Annotated in this window: 12 protein-coding genes and 1 riboswitch; of the genes, 6 read left to right on the top strand and 6 right to left on the bottom strand. The window is 39.0% G+C overall.

Going from position 1 to position 18,497, the window contains the following annotated elements; all coding sequences use genetic code 11:
* The 4 genes from VL047_RS13190 to VL047_RS13205 all read right to left on the bottom strand — a co-directional run.
* The coding region (locus VL047_RS13190; RefSeq protein ID WP_325361293.1) for a carboxypeptidase-like regulatory domain-containing protein at positions 1-469 on the bottom strand (469 nt) is incomplete at its 3' end.
* Between the two features lie 247 nt (positions 470-716).
* Positions 717-1,727, bottom strand: a complete 1,011-nt coding sequence (locus tag VL047_RS13195; RefSeq protein WP_325361295.1) for a sugar phosphate isomerase/epimerase — start codon at positions 1,725-1,727, stop codon at positions 717-719.
* Positions 1,728-1,945: 218 nt separating this feature from the next.
* The gene (locus VL047_RS13200) at positions 1,946-4,798 is read right to left on the bottom strand and encodes a PQQ-dependent sugar dehydrogenase (protein ID WP_325361297.1); all 2,853 of its coding nucleotides are present in this window, start codon (positions 4,796-4,798) and stop codon (positions 1,946-1,948) included.
* Positions 4,799-5,087: 289 nt separating this feature from the next.
* Entirely contained in the window at positions 5,088-6,575 is a 1,488-nt protein-coding gene (locus VL047_RS13205; protein ID WP_325361299.1) for a Gfo/Idh/MocA family oxidoreductase, read from the bottom strand.
* A 200-nt stretch (positions 6,576-6,775) separates the two neighbouring features.
* Here VL047_RS13205 and VL047_RS13210 point away from each other — a divergent pair, with 200 nt between their 5' ends.
* The 3 genes from VL047_RS13210 to der all read left to right on the top strand — a co-directional run bounded on the left by VL047_RS13210 (position 6,776) and on the right by der (position 9,962).
* Positions 6,776-7,543: a glycerophosphodiester phosphodiesterase gene (locus VL047_RS13210; protein WP_325361301.1), complete on the top strand. Its 768-nt coding sequence runs from the start codon at positions 6,776-6,778 to the stop codon at positions 7,541-7,543.
* A 44-nt stretch (positions 7,544-7,587) separates the two neighbouring features.
* Entirely contained in the window at positions 7,588-8,388 is an 801-nt protein-coding gene (locus tag VL047_RS13215) for a DUF1080 domain-containing protein (protein ID WP_325361303.1), read from the top strand.
* 272 nt (positions 8,389-8,660) lie between these two features.
* The gene (gene der / locus VL047_RS13220; protein ID WP_325361305.1) at positions 8,661-9,962 is read left to right on the top strand and encodes a ribosome biogenesis GTPase Der; all 1,302 of its coding nucleotides are present in this window, start codon (positions 8,661-8,663) and stop codon (positions 9,960-9,962) included.
* 89 nt (positions 9,963-10,051) lie between these two features.
* Here der and VL047_RS13225 read toward each other — a convergent pair whose 3' ends face one another.
* Positions 10,052-11,665: a S41 family peptidase gene (locus tag VL047_RS13225; RefSeq protein WP_325361307.1), complete on the bottom strand. Its 1,614-nt coding sequence runs from the start codon at positions 11,663-11,665 to the stop codon at positions 10,052-10,054.
* A 139-nt stretch (positions 11,666-11,804) separates the two neighbouring features.
* Here VL047_RS13225 and VL047_RS13230 point away from each other — a divergent pair, with 139 nt between their 5' ends.
* Together VL047_RS13230 and VL047_RS13235 are read left to right on the top strand one after the other, a co-directional pair.
* The gene (locus VL047_RS13230) at positions 11,805-12,371 is read left to right on the top strand and encodes a hypothetical protein (protein WP_325361309.1); all 567 of its coding nucleotides are present in this window, start codon (positions 11,805-11,807) and stop codon (positions 12,369-12,371) included.
* 10 nt (positions 12,372-12,381) lie between these two features.
* A complete protein-coding gene (locus VL047_RS13235; protein ID WP_325361311.1) occupies positions 12,382-12,954 on the top strand; it encodes a DUF4833 domain-containing protein in 573 nt (190 codons plus the stop codon).
* Positions 12,955-12,989: 35 nt separating this feature from the next.
* Here the strand turns inward: VL047_RS13235 and gnd are convergent, their stop codons facing one another.
* Positions 12,990-14,444: a decarboxylating NADP(+)-dependent phosphogluconate dehydrogenase gene (gene gnd / locus VL047_RS13240; RefSeq protein WP_325361313.1), complete on the bottom strand. Its 1,455-nt coding sequence runs from the start codon at positions 14,442-14,444 to the stop codon at positions 12,990-12,992.
* A 155-nt stretch (positions 14,445-14,599) separates the two neighbouring features.
* A riboswitch (SAM riboswitch) is annotated at positions 14,600-14,708 on the top strand.
* A gap of 88 nt (positions 14,709-14,796) precedes the next feature.
* On the opposite strand from gnd, the gene metH reads away from it, so the two are divergent.
* Positions 14,797-18,495 carry a methionine synthase gene (gene metH / locus VL047_RS13245; RefSeq protein ID WP_325361315.1) on the top strand — a complete coding sequence of 1,233 codons (3,699 nt, stop codon included), beginning with the start codon at positions 14,797-14,799 and terminating at the stop codon, positions 18,493-18,495.
* Positions 18,496-18,497 lie beyond the last annotated feature (2 nt).

An 18,497-nucleotide genomic window follows, 5' to 3' on the forward strand; every position in this document is an offset into this window, starting at 1 on the left:
TTACGATGGATACTGCACCGATGATGTCTTTCTTCTGTTCTGTGGTATAACCGGTTACAACCACTTCGTTCAAACTGGTTACAGCCTCGGCAAGTGTCACATTAACAGCTGCACGGTTGTTGACTGCAACTTCCTGAGCTATATAGCCAATGTAGGTAAACTCTAAAGTGGCATTTGCCGGAGCGGTTAACGTATAACGGCCATTCACATCGGTCAATGTGCCGTTTGTCGTTCCTTTTACCACCACGCTTACGCCTGGTAAAGCCTCACCGGCTGCATCGGTAACTGTTCCTGATACCGTAGCCTGAACCAGACTCGAATTATTAGCTGCCAAACTTACCATGGGGCTCAACACACTGTTGCTTGATGCAAAAGAGGTGCTTCCCAAAACAAGTACAGCTAATACCTGGCCTGCCGTAATTCTCATTACTTTGTTCCAGTTAATAGGTTTTTGTAAATTAAGATTCATAGATTTATCCTTTTGGTTAAAAATTAAATAATTAGTTCCCGCCTTCTTATCAGAAGTTTCATCATGCGAGTTAAAAACCAGTCTTGTTAATACAAGATTGACATGTTTTAAATCAATCGTTTTCTGTCATATAATTTAGTTTAATAGTTAATTTTGTAATTAATTGGTTATAAAAAAGCAAACAGCAATCCAAGGCAATTGCTTAGCAGCAATTACTTAGACTTTATATCAATAAGAATTAAGAGAGCTAAGCACCTAATGCTTTTCTTGCATACTCAACGCACTTCGCAACTTCCTTCACAGCATCAGAGTCTGTTGGAATTTCGTATTCTAATTCAATCGTGGCTGGGAAATGATATTGATTTTTCGCTATCAGGTTGAGAACCTCAATAACAGGAGTATCACCTTCTCCCCAAACAACATTCTGACCACCATTGGCTTTAGACTTTCTGTCTTTAGTATGCATACTTGAAATGTGGGAATGACGAGCGTTAATAAACTCAATCGGGTCAAAGCCAGCAGCTACATAATGTCCCATATCAAAGTTGGCAGCATTATAAGCAGATTGAATAAAGGATGCATCCCACATATCAAATGTTTGCTGCAAATGTCCATGGTAACCTACATACACTCTATTTCTAGCAGCAATATCTCCTAAGCGTTTGGTTTGTGCGGAACTAGTAGGAAACTCTACCGTGACTTGATTAGCGCCCAATGCTTTGGCTGCGCGCATAGCATAATCTATTTCTTCATCGGTATTATTTACACCCAATGCACTTGGTTTAAAACCATAAATAGAAACCCCGGCATCGTTATACATTTTTCGCAATTGTTCAAAACGTGTCATTGATACACTTGCACGCCATGCAGCCACTTTTTTCCCATATTCTTCTTGTGCAGCTATGTACTCTGGGCTAGGTTGGGGACGAGGCTGTCCTGGAGCAGGTGCTGCCATTTGTGGGCGAACAGGAGCTTCTGGCGCTCCAGCAAATGCTTCTGCCGCAGGACCCATTAATTCAATAGCACTCACATTTGCATCTAAACAATACTGAAGAAGTTGTTCGGCACTGCTAGGCATACTCCTAAAAGAGTAGGTAATGCATCCTATTTGTACGCCATTAAATAAAGAGTTTGGTTTGCCTAAATTCTTGATATATGCTGGTGCTCCAAAAGTAGACTGAGAAGCCACTGCCATACCAGCTACCGCGAGAGTACTGGCGCCAAGAAATTTACGCCTGGATAGGTAATTGTTTTTCATAATTTATAAATTGGTTATTGGTTGATCTAATAAAAATCTAATATCTACAAAACAATTGTAAAAAGAAAGAAATATTTTCACAATTATGTTACAAGGCTATCTAACTAATAATCAGTGCAATCGATGGCATTTTTCGCAAAAAAATATCCTCAAAAAAGCAAAAGTCCCGAGAGTAAATACCCCCGGGACTTTTGCTTTTTTTAATTAAAACTCAGTAATTACTCAGCTCTAAACTCAACACCATTTAACGTCATTAAAAACTGGCTACCTTTGGCTTCTGCATTTTTAAATACAAAATAGATATCCTGTGGACCAGTTAAAGTCTGATTCAATTTGATAACAACATCAGAAGGTCTACTAGCCGCCCTGAATGCTGCTATTGATTCTGCTCTTAACTTATCTGCTGCTGCTTTATTTCCACCAGCATCTTGCAATGCCTGCTCTTCTGTTAATACCGGAATTTTTGGAGCAATAAATAGATTTACAGTTCCCTGTCCGATTAAATCACCGGTTGCAGAACCAAGACGCACTTCGATAGTAGCACCGGTATTCTTTTCTCTTTCTGTTGCATTACCATCAATACGTAAAGTTTTGATACCAGTCATATCCAACCCCTTAAATCCAAGAGAAGTGCCATCTAATGGTTTAACAATAGCATAACCGCCACGTCCGTCAACAACAAATTCGGCACCTTTTAATTCATCGGCATCACCTGCAGGAACCAATGGATTTCTCAATCTCACTAAGCTTTCCACTGTTTGTGCAGGAGCTGTTCCAGCACCTCTATCAGTATATCCGGCTTGAAGAATATACGATCCTCGGCCATTATCCCCATCAGGAACTATTGCGTTGAAGGTACCTTTCACAGGTAAGCTCTTAGAAGTTTCATCAGTAACATGCATGATATAGTTTAAGATTGTATTTGCATCGCTAATTGATACACCTGGATTAGCCGGCATTGCCGCTTCACCCCATACACCAGAACCACCATGACGGATTTTATTATTCAGTCTTTCCCATTCTGACGGAGTATTTTTATACTTTTCAGAAATTTTAACCAAAGCTGGTCCAATAGAAGCTTGATCTAAGTTATGACAACTAGTACAATTATTTTTAGCCATTAATGCCTGAGCAACATTTAAACCTGTCGACATATTAACGCTTCGTTGATTTTGTATTACTTCAGCCCAATCAAAACCTTCAGACACATATTGAATCGAAACAGAAACATGATCAGGAGTAATTTTACCATCAGCTAAGCTACCATCTTCAACATCGGTCAATTTCACATCATATTGGAAAGGTTTTCCAGGGAAGAAGAAAGTTTGGTTACCTGTTATTTCGAAAGATATTTCTGGCGCATTATTACCTGAGATGATTTTTACAGACTTCGAGCTACTCTCCCCTGACGGGTCCGTTACTGTTAGTGTAGCAGTAAATACACCTTCTTTATCGAAAGTAACTGAAGGATTCGCTTCATTAAACGTTTGTGTAGAAGCACCTGATTCATCAGAAACTTTCCACTCATATTTCAAATCATCACCATCCAAATCACGTGACCCTTCTGCCGAAAGTTTAGCAGTAAATGGTACAGTACCACCAGTTTTATCAACAGATGCCTCCGCGATAGGAGTACGGTTACCTGCATTATATTCAATTCTGACTAATTGAGAATTCGGACTTTTAGCAAACCAAGTACTTCCGTATTCCAATACATAAAGATCGCCTTCTGGGCCAAACTGCATATCAATTGGCTGAACTGGATGATAAGATGGTAAGAAACGTTCCATTGACTCATAGTCTCCATTCTCTTTCATAGTAATTGCCATAATCCAGCCTCTAGAAAAATCAGTAGCAATCCATTTACCTTCATAATATGATGGAAAAGGACGTTTAGCATCTTCTTTAAAATCTGCTCTATGATAAATTGGACCTCCTGTTGCACTACGACTTCCGCTACCTACTAATGGAAATTCTTCCGAAGGACCGTATGGGTAATAAATAAAAGGTTTAGCAACTGGTGGCAATAGTTCAAGGCCAGTATTGTTTGGTGAAGTATTGGTATAATGATTAGGATCCTTTGGCTCTAAAGGAACATTCTTCTCGTAATCAAAATACGGGAATGCCGCATTTGGACCAACAAAGTATGGCCAGCCAAAGTTACCTGGCCCACGAGCCTGATTCAATTCATCATAACCACGAGGTCCAATTTCAGTATCTTCGTTTGCATCCGGGCCAACTTCTGACCAATAAACATAACCAGTCTTACTATCTACGGCAACTCTCCAAGCATTACGGTGCCCCATAGTATAAATTTCTGGCCGGGTCTTTTCAGTACCTTCAGGAAATAAGTTTCCTTCTGGAATAGTATAAGTACCATCGTCCTCAGGGTGAATACGCAAAATCTTTCCACGTAAATCATTGGTATTTGCAGCATGCGCCTGGTCATCCCAACTAGCACGACCTGGTCTTTCATCTGTATGAGCAGATAGCGCATTTCCTGTATTATTTCCTACAGTCAAGAAAAGGTTTCCATCTTTATCCCAAGTCATACCCCCACCTGTGTGGCAACAAACTTCACGTTGAGTAGTAACTTCTAACATAACAATTTCAGAGTTATCTACCAATTTACCGTCAACTAATTCCCAACGGGTAAGAATGTGTTTTTTCTCTGTTGGATGAGCATAGTAAAGATAAATCCAGTGATTAGTATCAAAATCAGGATCAAGAGATACTCCTATAAGTCCTTCTTCTGCTTCTCTCACCACACCTTCTGCACTTGTATATTTCGTATTAACATTAATATGAGCAATTAATGTGGTTGTATCCAACGCAGCATCATATAGCTTGAGATCTCCCTTACGTTCAGAGATAACAACATTACCATTGCTCATTACCGCAAAGGCATTTGGCTCATCAAGATCTTGAGCCAAGACAACAGGCGTGAAGCGACTATCATCTGGTTTCTGTCCATTATCTACTATCCCGTTATTTGCGGAACAACCAGCAAATACGACAGTAAACAATACAAGAACCAAACCCATGAGCTTCATGAAATTAAATTTTCTCACAGTGCAAATTTTCATAAAATTTTTTAGTTAATTAATTAAGTTTATTGATATTAAGATTATAAATTAGTTTACAATGTTTCTGACAAGTGTTAAATTCACACAATGTAGGTTTCAAAAGTATATAATAAAAACTTTAGTTCCTATACATTTTTTTATTTTCCATAGCAAATAGAATTTTCATAAGCTTGTCACAAAACGAAGCACCTTGTAATTATACCGTAAATAAAAAAGAGGTTTTAATAGACTAGAAAATCTATAAAACCTCTTTTTCTCTTAATAGATAAATCAGCTAGATTCCGCTCAATTTCCACGGATCTCTATAGTCATCTTTAACAAATTGATTCACCACATCTACGTTTGTAACACGCATATTTTTTGCATCCCATAATAGTTTCTTTCCACGTGAAGGATATGATTTACGCATCGGACTTCCGGCCGGAGCATTCGTTGCTGGTGGAACATCTACAGATGCAGTAAACCCTCTGATAGCAAGATTTGCAATCAACATTGCCTCTGTTAACAAAGCAGCTTTTTCAAAAGGTGAACTCACTTCCATATTACCATAACCAGCCAAACAAGCTTGTACCCATTGTGCATAATGACCATTGGCTCCGTTAGGAACACGAGCATATTTAACCGGCACATTTAAACCTTGCATTCTCGATTCTGGCAATAGTCTGGGCCTGTCAGAATAGGTTTCAGCCATCATCTTTCCTTTAGTTCCAACGAAAAGAGAACCATTCGTTGGCCATATTTCATCTGGTCCGATTTCATCTGGACGAGAAGGAATAATTCCACCGTCAGACCAATGCACTTTCAACGGTTTTTTCGTCTTGCCCGTTGGAGCAAAAGTTAACGTAGAAGTAGTAGCAACCGGTCCGCTTTCGTCATTAGTATATAAGGTAGATACACTTGATTCTACTGAAACTACTTCTTTCAAATCAAATACATTCATAGGTGCCTCAATTAAATGTGCACCCATATCCCCAATCGCCCCGGTTCCATAAGCCCACCAGCCTCTCCAGTTAAACGGCACAACCGTTCCATACTGTGCATTTGGATCCGATTCAGGATAAGGTTTTGCAGCAGCCGGCCCTTGCCATAAATCCCAATCTAAAGTATCAGGCACAGGCGCTGTCTTTTCAGGCCACCTAACACCTTGAGGCCAGATAGGCCTGTTTGTCCAGCAATAAACATCTTCGATATCGCCAATCAAACCAGCTTCAAACCATTCTTTTAAAAGACGTGTACCGTCATTAGAAGCTCCCTGGTTTCCCATCTGCGATACTACCTTATAACGTTCAGCTAATTCAGCTAATAAGCGTGCTTCGTATATATTATGTGTTAATGGTTTTTGTATCCAAATGTGTTTTCCTAATGTAATTGCCGCTGTACCAATTACCGCATGGGTATGGTCAGGAGTTGATACCGAAACAGCATCAAAGTTTTTGCTCTCTTTATCGAATAGCTCACGCCAATCCACATATTTTTTAGCATCGGGATATTTAGCATAAGTAGCGGCCGCCCTTTTTTGATCTACATCGCATAAAAATGCGATCTTAGCTTTCCCACTGCCATTAAATCCATCAATATCACTTTCACCCTTACCGCCAACTCCTACCCCTGCTATATATAAAGTGTCGCTTGGTGCAACAAATCCCTTTCCGAGTACATGTCGGGGAACAATACTAAACGCCGCAAGCCCCAAAGCACCGGTTCTGATAAATTCTCTCCTGGAAGGAGCAGAAGAATTCCTTGTTGTGTCTTTTTTTGTCATTTTATATAGATTTTTGGTTAATTGAATATAGTCCCTATTACAAAACTATACATCAAGCAAGTTACATTTTTTATACTTTTTAACAAATATTTAATTCATAAAATAAAGATTCCAAAATGATGCAACAATGTATTAAGTTAAAATTTGGATTTACTGCGATTTATATTTTACTTTAGACATTAGATCAAAAACCAGAACAAATGCAATCAATAAAAAGCATACTACTTATCGCTATCTTAGTAGTAGCCACTCAAAGCCAGGCACAAACAAAAGTAATCGCACACCGTGGTGCATGGAAAGCACAAAATCTACCAGAAAATTCTATCGCTTCGCTTAACCATGCCATTCAGTTAAACTGCTTTGGTTCCGAATTTGATGTCCATCTCACGAAAGATGATGTACTGGTCGTCAATCATGATAAAGATTTTTACGGCATAGATATCGAGCGCTCTACCTACCAGGAGTTGTTAGCTAAAAAGCATCCCAACGGAGAGAGCATTCCCACCTTGGAAGCCTACTTAAAAGAGGGGATGAAACAGCGCAAAACTCGTTTGGTATTAGAAATAAAAAGCTCTATTATTGATAAAGCGCGCACGCTAAAAACTACTGAAATGACAGTAGCAATGGTCAATAAACTAAAGGCACAAAAATTAGTCGACTATATCTGCTTTGATTACGATGCAGGAAAACTAATTCATCAATTAGCGCCTAAGGCGGATGTAGCTTACTTAAATGGAGATATACCTCCCGACCAAGCAAAAAAAGACGGATATACCGGAATTGACTATCACTTCAATGTATTCAAAGAACATCCTGACTGGATAAAAGAGGCACATAACATTGGCCTTAGTGTCAACGTATGGACCGTTAATACTGATGATGACATACGAAATGCTATTAATCAAAAGGTAGATTACATTACCACTAATGAACCTGAAAGAGTATTTGAACTTATAAAAGCACAATAAGAAAATCTCTATTAATTTTAATTAACTCAATCAAACAAGGCAATATGAAAAATTACGAATTGAAAATCTTAGCACTAAGCTTCTTAAGCTTTTCTGCCTTTCAAGTCAGTGCACAACAACCTGCACCGTCAAGAGGAAATCCGGCAGATACAGAAGTTTGGGAACCTATTCCAAAGGTTGTTATTCCAGGAGAAAGCTTCAGCAATGCACCATCTGATGCAATTATATTATTTGATGGCAAGAATCTGGATCAATGGGTAACTGTTAAAGACAAATCGCCTGCAAAATGGACCGTTGCTGATGGACTGCTAACTGTCAATAAAGCAAGCGGCGATGGAAACATTGAAACTAAGCAATCATTCAAAAACTATCAATTACATTTAGAATGGCGTATTCCTGCTGATATAGATGGTGAAGGACAAGGAAGAGGTAATAGTGGTCTGTTTTTAGCTTCAACAGGAGGGGGTGACAATGGCTATGAAGTTCAAATCCTGGATTCATATAATAATGAAAACAAAACTTACGTTAATGGAATGGCTTCGAGTATTTATAAACAATTCATTCCGGCAGCTAACCCTGCAAAGAAAGCCGGCGAGTGGAACACCTATGATATAGCTTGGGTTGCTCCTACCTTCAATGCAGATGGTTCGGTTAAGACACCAGCACATGTAACTATATTCTTTAACGGCGTTTTAGTACAAAATAATGTTGAGTTAAAAGGCGAAACCTTATATATCGGCCAGCCGGTTTATAAACAATATGATTCGGCTCCTATTAAATTACAATCACACGGAGATAAAAGCAAACCAATTAGCTTCCGTAATATCTGGATACGTAATCTTTAAATCTGGACGATAAAAGAATAAAACAAGGCTTATAAAGGACTCTTATAAGCCTTGTTTTACTTTCAGCAATATTCATTTAGTACTCCTTCCGCTGTATCTTCGTTAAAACAGCCCAAAAAGCGTTGACGTAACGTAGGGATCACTCGGGAACAACGCAATCATGTAAAGCGAGGGTAATACAATTTACGAGCTTGCTTATAAGAAACTTAATATCTGCATCTTTTCTGTATCTTTGCAGAAATTAGAATAAAAGCACCCTTTTAAATAATACCATGTCAAATATCATTGCCATCGTTGGCCGTCCGAATGTCGGCAAATCCACCTTCTTTAATCGTTTAGTAGAGAAGCGCAAGGCCATTGTTGACGACTTTAGTGGAGTTACCCGAGATCGTCATTATGGAACTGGAGAATGGATCGGAAAACATTTCTCGGTGGTAGACACTGGTGGATATGTGCATGGGTCAGATGATATTTATGAGGCAGCCATTCGTGAACAGGTACTTATCGCAATCGATGAGGCAACCGTTATTTTATTTATGGTCGATGTAACTACAGGCGTTACAGACTTGGACGATGAGATTGCCAGCTTGCTTCGCAGAAGTAAGAAACCGGTTTTTGTTGTGGTTAACAAAGTAGATAATACCAATCTTCATATTGAAGCAACTGCTTTTTACAGCTTAGGATTGGGTGACCTTTTCCCTATCTCGTCTATGACGGGTTCGGGAACCGGAGAGCTGCTGGATGAAGTTGTAAAACACTTCGAAGATTTGCCGGAAGAAGAAAATACACTTGGGAAATATGCCATTGTAGGCCGTCCGAATGTAGGTAAATCTTCTCTTACAAATGCCCTGCTAGGACACACAAGAAATATTGTCACTTCGAATGCTGGTACCACTCGAGATTCCATATCAATTCATTATAATCAATTTGGACATGAATTTCTTCTTATTGACACAGCCGGATTAAGAAAAAAAGGCAAGGTTACTGAGGATATTGAGTTTTATTCGGTTATGCGTACCATCAAAACATTGGAAGAGGCAGATGTTATTCTTTTGATGTTGGATGCTACTGAAGGTATTGAATCTCAGGATATCAATATTTTCAGACTGGCAGAAAAGAACCGAAAAGGAGTGGTGATTATTGTGAATAAATGGGATTTAGTAGAAAAAACACATAAAAGTAGCAAGGAATTTGAAGATCGCATTCGCGAGAAGATAGCTCCTTTCACCGATGTACCGATTATTTTCACTTCCGTAACTGAAAAACAACGAATCATGAAGGTGGTTGAAGCAGCAGGAAGGGTCTATACTAATAAGACCAAAAAGATTTCGACATCAAAGTTAAATGACACTATGCTGCCGATTATTCAAAACTTCCCTCCTCCGGCAACCAAAGGAAAATACATTAAAATAAAGTATGTTACACAAATTAATGGTCGATCACCAATGTTCGCTTTTTTCTGTAACCTACCCCAATATGTGAAAGATCCGTATAAACGTTTTATAGAAAATAAGCTTCGGGAGAACTTCGATTTCGAAGGTGTACCTCTGGAAATTTATTTTAGACAGAAATAAGCTCAGCATTTGCTGAGTGCTATAAACCGATAAGGCCTTGGGATTGAGTTCCTAAGGCTTTATTTTTACAAATAAAATTAGGTTGTATATTAATTCAAGACTTCCAGACTTCGCTGAACCATATAGTCATCATGATTGCGAACCTTAAACCAAGCTTCATTTCCGAAAAAGTACCGACCCATCAATGCCTTAATATCTACTTCTAATTGCTTCGAAGACAACTTAACTTCTTGAGTAGAATAATTAACATCGTGACTTTTCAAGAATTCCAGAAACTCTTTAAAAGTACCAGGAGACAGGTGATAGTCTTCGATAAAGTTTTCGACAGCAAAAGATGGCGGACTGCTAATTAGTTTATTATAGACAAATTTACTTATCAGGTCTTTTTCTACTACTTCCTTATAAAATGGAGTTAAAGCTATGGTATCCATCGGTATATAAATATCGGGCATAATCCCACCATTAACTTTAAATAATTTACCTGAGCTGCTTTTATAGATTCTTCCATCGGCACTTACTGAATCTGTTCGGGTAATTTCCTGAGTTAGCTCCCCACTTATAAACCGCTGATTCAATTCATTAAAATACTGACCGTTGCCGAACTTATAAGGCTTCTGGATGCTTCGTCCCGTCGGTGTGAAATATCGCGCTACAGTAAGACTTAAAGCCGAACCATCTCCAAAATCAAATTGCTCTTGCACTAAGCCTTTGCCAAAAGAACGACGTCCGATAATAATCCCTCTTTTTAAATCCTGAATAGCTCCCGCGACAATCTCACTTGAAGACGCAGAGTTTTCATCAATCAAGACTATCAATTGTCCCTTTTCATACAAGCCACCATCGGTTGAATAATAATCAGTTCGTTTTTCATTAGCTCCTGCTGTATAAACAAGAAGTTTATCGGCTGGAAAGAATTCATCTGCAACTGCCAAAGCAGCATAGAAATATCCTCCCCCATTTCCACGAAGATCTAAAATTAACTTATCAAAGCGGTTCCTACCCAATGCTTTTAAAGTAGCATCAAATTCTTCTGCTGTACGTTCGCCAAAACGTTTTATTCGAATATAAGCCACTCTGGGTTGAATAATATAGGCTGCATCTAATGAGCTAACAACAATCTGATCTCGTTTAACCTTCATGGGGCTTTCAATCTCCTTGCCGTCTCTGCTAACCCAGATATTGACCAGGGAGCCACGTTTCCCTCGAACCAAATTCGAAATTTCTTCTTGACTGCGGTTAACCCCGGCAATGAGGGAATCGTTAACCCAGATTAACTTATCTCCACGCAATATACCTGCTTTTTGTGCTGGGCCATTCTCAACGACATTGGTAACCAACAAGGTATCATTTATGGAAAAGTATTCAATACCGATACCATCAAAGCTCCCCGAAAGATTCTCTTCCATAGCCCTGGCTTTACGTGGAGAGAAATAGACTGAGTGCGGATCCAGTCGTGACAGTATTTCCACAATTGCAACATCTTGAAGAGTATCCAGGCCTACTTTATCTACGTAGCGTTCTTGAATTAATTGCAAAGCTTTTTGAACTTTTCCGGTTTTATCTGTTGTACCAAGAGGGATAAAGCTATTATTTCCTATGCTTATGGATTCTTCAGCATAATTCTGACCAAGCATTAGCCCGACCGCAAGAACGGCGGCGTAAGCTAAGGCAAACCAGATGTTTTTTTTGGTAGAATTCTGCATATAATATTGGCACAAAAATAGCGTTTATCGCTTGTATTTTAATAATTATTGGTTAAAAGAACAAATAAAGAGCCAAATAATTTGATAAAGAATTATTTGTATTAATTTTATGACAGTTACCTGTTATTATCCGTGAATTATGCATGAAATTGAACCTTATTATCGCTGGCGAGATGATTATATTGCTGCAGAAGATGAACGCTCACCATTTTTTAACGAGGAGTACAGTGAGTTTGAATATGATAAACAGATTTATAATTTTTTACTCCACCCGCAGTGGGATTCCTTTGGCTCAGACACGTTGTATTTAAAGATTTTATTTGCAGATTATGAGCAAGAATATGCCATTATTGAGTTTATTGGAGAATGGAACGATGCGATAGATAATGATATTATGTTACTCAAAAGAGAGGTGATTGACCTCATGATTGATGAAGGCATTAACAAGTTTATTTTAATTGGAGAAAATGTTTTAAACTTTCATGCTTCAGATGACAGCTATTATGAAGAATGGTTTGAAGACGTAGGTGATGGATGGATTGCTGGTATAGATTTTCGCGAACATGTGATAGAGGAATTTAAAAATTCGGATATCGATTACTTTATTAATTTCGGTGGGACATTAAATGAACTGAGCTGGCGGACTTTAAATCCGGTGCAGGTTTACCATCATGTGAAGGAACAAATACAGCTCCGTTTAACATAAACGATACTTTATGAGGAAATCAATTGTTTTTATTTCATTTCTAACAGGTCTTCTTTTTTTATCTATTAATATCTCTGCTCAGGAGAAGAGTGATAACACTTTTGATAAAATCTTAGATAAAGAAAGCCTGCCTATTCCTGCCGAAAAAGATCAATTGTTTTATCTCCAACGTGATCCCAACACGAATACGATTATCTATTCCGTGAATTTGGAAGATGGTAAATTGGATGCCAGTCGGCCAGTAAAAGCTCATTGGATTCGCTATGCAGAAGGGGGTAAAAGAACTAATTTGTCCTTTATCCAACGAACAATGGCCTATGGAATACATCACTCAAAGGTAGTTGATGGAGAATTTGATGTTAAGATTCAAGCATATAAGGATCTGCCAATTCATGTAAGATTTAATCCGCAAAGCAAAAAATATCAGGCTTATACTCCTGTTAATAAGAAAGAGATCGTTCTGGAACGTATTTTTGTCCGCATTAATGGTGGGTCACTTTTTAAACCCCATGTTGAATACATTGAAATCAGTGGCTATGACCCGATCAACAAAGTAAAGATCAATCACCGTTTCCAGCCTTAAAAGACGATATAAAGAAACGGTGATTGAGCAATTAATTAAACGTCGTAGGTAGTAGACGATGTTTCTCCACCCCTACCTGTCCAGTTGGTATGAAAGAACTCACCACGTGGTTTGTCTAGACGTTCATATGTATGAGCACCAAAATAATCTCTTTGTGCTTGCAATAAGTTTGCTGGCAATCTTTCGCAACGATATCCATCATAGTATGTCAATCCAGCACTCAAACATGGTGCAGGAATACCATAGGTTGCAGCAGCAACAATTACATTGCGCCATCCTGCTTGTGCTTCTTGAATTTTATCCCGGAAGAAATCATCTAAGATCAGATTCTGTAAGTTTGGATTCTTTTCGAAAGCCTCTTTGATTTTTCCAAGAAATGCGGAACGGATAATACATCCTTCACGCCACATCATAGCAATGCTACCATAATTAAGTGTCCAGCCATATTCCTTCGCTGCAGAAGCCATCATTTGATATCCTTGTGCATAGGAAATTACCTTAGCAGCATAAAGGGCATCGCGCAAATCATTAAGTAAAGCAGCACGATCACCGTTGAATGTTGCTTTAGGACCCGACAATACTTTAGAAGCAGCCACGCGTTCATCTTTCAATGCAGATAAACAACGCGCAAAAACAGACTCTGCAATTAATGTCAAGGGTACACCTAAATCAAGCGCTACCGTACCTGTCCACTTACCAGTTCCTTTTTGTCCGGCAGTATCTAATATCTTGTCAACCAATGGCTGACCATCTTCGTCTTTAAATGCTAAAATATCACGGGTTATCTCAATCAGATAACTATCTAATTCTCCTTCATTCCACTCTTTAAACACATCATGCATTTCATCAGGAGTCATACCCAACACATCTTTCATGATATGATAAGTTTCATTGATGAGTTGCATATCGCCATACTCGATACCGTTGTGTACCATTTTAACGAAATGTCCGGCACCACCGCTACCTACCCAATCACAACAAGGAGTACCATCAGCCACTTTTGCAGCGATGCCTTGAAAAATAGGCTTTACAGCAGGCCAAGCTGCTTCAGAACCGCCCGGCATAATGGATGGTCCTAATAAAGCTCCTTCTTCACCACCTGAAACACCTGTACCGATATATAGTAAACCTTTGCTTTCTAAATATTTAGTACGACGTTCAGTATCCGGGAAATGAGAATTACCTCCATCAATGATAATATCACCAGGCTCTAAGTGAGGAATTAACAGTTCAATAAAATCATCTACCGGTTGGCCGGCCTTCACCATTAACATCACCTTACGAGGTCGTTTCAATGATTTGATCAGATCTTCGATGGATGTGGCACCATAAATATTTTTACCTTTTGCACGCCCATTTACAAAGCGCTCTACCTTATCTACCGTACGATTATATGCCGTTACATGAAAGCCTTTACTCTCCATATTGAGAATAAGATTTTCTCCCATCACGGCAATCCCAATGACACCAATGTCAGATTTTTCTTGCATATCAGTTATTTATTTTATTTTTCCAATCTCCAAAGTTATACTTTAGACGCGAAAAACAAACAGAAAAGTGAGTAAGTTTATTAGCGGACCTTCTTATCTTAAATTTAATCTCCCTTAATTTGGTAGAGATTGTAAAATTATTTGCATCTTTGCAGTGCTTATAGAGAAAGACGGAGGGATTAGACCCTACGAAGTCTTGGCAACCTGTACTTACAAGGTGCTACATTCTACCTGAACGAGAAATCAAACCAGGAAAGATAAGCTGCAGTTTCATTACCTCCTGCTCCTCTATATTTAAGCATTAATTTAATTTTTCCAACGTACTTGATTACGGTGGTTATTTATCAATGATATGGATATTAGAGAAGAGTTACAAAAGCGTATTTTGATTATTGATGGAGCCATGGGAACGATGATTCAACCCTATAAGCTTGATGAAACGTCTTTCCGTGGTGAACGATTCGCCCATCACCCTTGCGATGTTCAAGGGAATAATGATTTATTAAACCTGACACAGCCCCAAATAATATTAGATATTCATCGTGAATATTTAGAAGCAGGGGCAGATATCATTGAGACGAACACTTTCAGTTCGCAGAAGATCTCAATGGCAGACTATAAAATGGAATCTCTGGTCTATGAACTCAACTTAGAAGGTGCTAAGTTGGCAAAGAAAGCAGCAGATGAATCTACACAAAGCAATCCTGACAAACCTCGTTTTGTGGCAGGTGCTATCGGTCCGACAAACCGTACAGCATCTTTGTCGCCGGATGTTAACGATCCGGGTTTTCGGGCAGTCACCTTTATGGACCTGGTAGAAGCATATTATGAGCAAGTTCGCGGCTTAGTAGATGGTGGAGTAGATTTGCTTTTAATAGAGACCATTTTTGATACTCTCAATGCGAAAGCGGCAATATTTGCCATAAAAAAATATCAGCAAGAACTTTATGATAGTGGAAAGCTAGCTACAGACAAACAGCTGGAAATTATGATTTCCGGAACCATTACCGATGCGAGTGGAAGAACACTCTCTGGCCAAACGGTTGAGGCTTTTCTTAATTCTGTAAGTCATGCAAATGCTCTAAGCATTGGCTTAAACTGTGCCTTAGGTGCTAAAGAGATGCGCCCGCATATTGCTGAACTTTCTGAGAAAGCACCTTGCTATGTTTCAGCCTATCCAAATGCTGGTTTACCCAATGAATTTGGCGCATACGATGAGGATGCCCATGAAACTTCGCATCTATTAGAAGACTTTATTAAAAACGGTTTTGTAAATATTGTAGGGGGTTGTTGTGGTACAACACCGGAACACATTGCTCATATTGCTGAAAAAGCAGCAGGTGTAGTACCAAGAAAACCTGCTGAACCTAAACCTTATTTGCGTTTAAGTGGATTAGAGCCTATAACACTCCAACCTGGCAGCCTTTTCGTAAATATCGGGGAACGAACCAACGTTACTGGCTCTCCGAAGTTTTCTAAACTCATATTGAACGGCGACTTTGAAGCTGCCCTAGCTATAGCCAGACAACAGGTTGAGGGTGGAGCACAGGTAATCGACGTAAACATGGATGAAGGGATGTTGGATTCGGAAGCAGCCATGGTTAAGTTTTTAAACCTAATTGCCTCTGAGCCGGATATTTCGAAATTGCCAATAATGATCGACTCCTCCAGATGGTCGGTTATTTATGCCGGACTTCAATGCTTACAAGGTAAAGGAATCGTAAATTCTATTTCATTAAAGGAAGGTGAAGAAGAGTTTCTAGAACATGCTCGCATTATTATGAACTTTGGAGCTGCGGTAGTGGTCATGGGTTTTGATGAAATAGGACAAGCCGATAGCTTTGAACGAAGAATAGAAATTGCTGAACGTTGCTATAAATTACTAACCGGCATCGGATTCCCTGCACAAGATATTATTTTTGACCCAAATATATTGACTGTTGCAACCGGCCTAGAAGAGCATAATAATTATGCAGTCGATTTTATCCGTGCAACAAAATGGATTAAAGAGAATCTTCCTCTTGTACATGTAAGTGGTGGGGTAAGTAATATCTCTTTCTCTTTCCGTGGAAATAACACAGTTCGTGAAGCGATGCACTCTGCATTTCTATATCATGCCATTAAAGCTGGTTTGGATATGGGAATTGTGAATGCTGGTATGCTGGAAGTTTACGAAGCAATAGACCCAAAGCTATTGGTATATGTAGAAGATGTTCTATTGAACAGAAGGGAAGATGCAACGGAACGTCTGGTTGATTTTGCTGAAACTATTAAATCGAAAGGAAAAACAATTGTTAAGTCTGAGGAATGGAGAAATGGTACAGTTCAGGAACGTTTATCGCATGCCTTAGTAAAAGGTATTATTGATTATTTGGATGATGATGTTGAAGAAGCTCGTTTAGCTTATGACCAGCCATTAGAGGTAATTGAAGGACCATTGATGGATGGGATGAACGTGGTTGGTGATTTATTTGGAGCTGGAAAAATGTTCCTCCCACAGGTAGTGAAATCAGCTCGTGTAATGAAAAAGGCAGTAGCCTATCTCTTACCGTTTATTGAAGCAGAAAAATTAAAAAACAAGGATACTGTAAGCCGAAAGAATGCTGGTAAAATTATCATGGCGACCGTAAAAGGCGACGTACACGATATTGGCAAAAATATTGTTGCAGTTGTATTGGCATGTAATAACTTTGAAGTAATTGACCTGGGTGTAATGGTTCCACTACAGCGCATTATTGATGAAGCAATCAAGAATGATGCAGATATTATTGGTGTAAGCGGACTAATAACTCCTTCATTGGATGAGATGGGGAATTTCGCGAAAGAAGCTGAGCGACAAGGATTAAAATTACCTATCCTGATTGGTGGGGCTACTACATCGCGTATCCATACGGCCGTAAAAATTGCACCAAATTACTCGGGGCCGGTTGTACATGTATTGGACGCCTCAAGAAGTGTTGGTGTTTGCACAAATTTATTAAACGAAGAAAATAAAAAAGAATATACAGATAAGATCAGAGACGATTATACACGAGCAAGAGAAGCTCATTTGAGTAAGCGATCTGACAAGAAATTTGTAACAATTCAAGAAGCAAGAAAAAACCGCTTTCAGACGGATTGGTTAGATTACACCCCGCCTAAACCTACTTTCTTTGGTACTAAAGTATTAGCTGATTTTCCATTAGAAGAATTAGAGCCCTACATTGATTGGACTCCGTTTTTCCATACATGGGAACTTCATGGTAGATATCCTCGAATATTAACAGATAAGGTTGTAGGCGTTCAGGCCAGTATTTTATTCGAAGATGCGAAAGTGATGCTTCGGAAACTAATCGACAATAAACTATTGAAAGCTAATGGAGTAATTGGTTTTTGGCCGGCCAACAGCGTCAATGATGATGATATCGAATTATATACTGATGATACTCGCAAAACAGTTCTGACAACCATTCACACTCTTCGTCAACAATCTGAAAAGGTTAAAGGCGAACCACATTATGCATTAGCTGATTTCATTGCACCAAAAGATAGTGGGAAAGCAGATTATTGGGGAGGATTTGCGGTAACAACCGGTTTGGGATGTGATGAATTGGTAAAAGAATATGAGGCAAATAATGATGACTACAATGCAATTCTTGTAAAGGCTCTTGCAGATCGCCTTGCGGAATCTTTTGCTGAAAAGATGCATGAATTGGTACGTAAAGATTTCTGGGCTTATGCCCCTCAGGAAACTCTGGATAATGAAGAACTGATCAAAGAAAAGTACGATGGTATCAGACCGGCACCAGGCTACCCGGCTTGTCCGGATCATACAGAAAAAAGAACATTATTCGATTTGTTGAATGCTGAAGCGAATGCTGGGATTCATTTAACTGAGAGCTTTGCTATGTATCCAACGGCAGCAGTAAGTGGCTTCTACTTTTCTCATCATCATTCCCGCTATTTCGGATTAGGGAAAATCGCAAAAGATCAGGTAGAAGATTACGCGATTCGTAAAGGTGCTTCACTAGAAGTTACTGAGAAATGGCTAAGCCCGAATTTATCTTATTAATA

Source organism: Albibacterium sp. (assembly GCF_035514885.1).
Taxonomy (GTDB): domain Bacteria; phylum Bacteroidota; class Bacteroidia; order Sphingobacteriales; family Sphingobacteriaceae; genus Albibacterium.

Coding starts and splice junctions, on each gene's coding strand:
- VL047_RS13225 (WP_325361307.1), bottom strand. CDS start 11,665: ATGCAGAATTCTACCAAAAAAAACATCTGGTTTGCCTTAGCTTACGCC.
- VL047_RS13195 (WP_325361295.1), bottom strand. CDS start 1,727: ATGAAAAACAATTACCTATCCAGGCGTAAATTTCTTGGCGCCAGTACT.
- VL047_RS13215 (WP_325361303.1), top strand. CDS start 7,588: ATGAAAAATTACGAATTGAAAATCTTAGCACTAAGCTTCTTAAGCTTT.
- metH (WP_325361315.1), top strand. CDS start 14,797: ATGGATATTAGAGAAGAGTTACAAAAGCGTATTTTGATTATTGATGGA.
- VL047_RS13205 (WP_325361299.1), bottom strand. CDS start 6,575: ATGACAAAAAAAGACACAACAAGGAATTCTTCTGCTCCTTCCAGGAGA.
- VL047_RS13235 (WP_325361311.1), top strand. CDS start 12,382: ATGAGGAAATCAATTGTTTTTATTTCATTTCTAACAGGTCTTCTTTTT.
- gnd (WP_325361313.1), bottom strand. CDS start 14,444: ATGCAAGAAAAATCTGACATTGGTGTCATTGGGATTGCCGTGATGGGA.
- der (WP_325361305.1), top strand. CDS start 8,661: ATGTCAAATATCATTGCCATCGTTGGCCGTCCGAATGTCGGCAAATCC.
- VL047_RS13230 (WP_325361309.1), top strand. CDS start 11,805: ATGCATGAAATTGAACCTTATTATCGCTGGCGAGATGATTATATTGCT.
- VL047_RS13210 (WP_325361301.1), top strand. CDS start 6,776: ATGCAATCAATAAAAAGCATACTACTTATCGCTATCTTAGTAGTAGCC.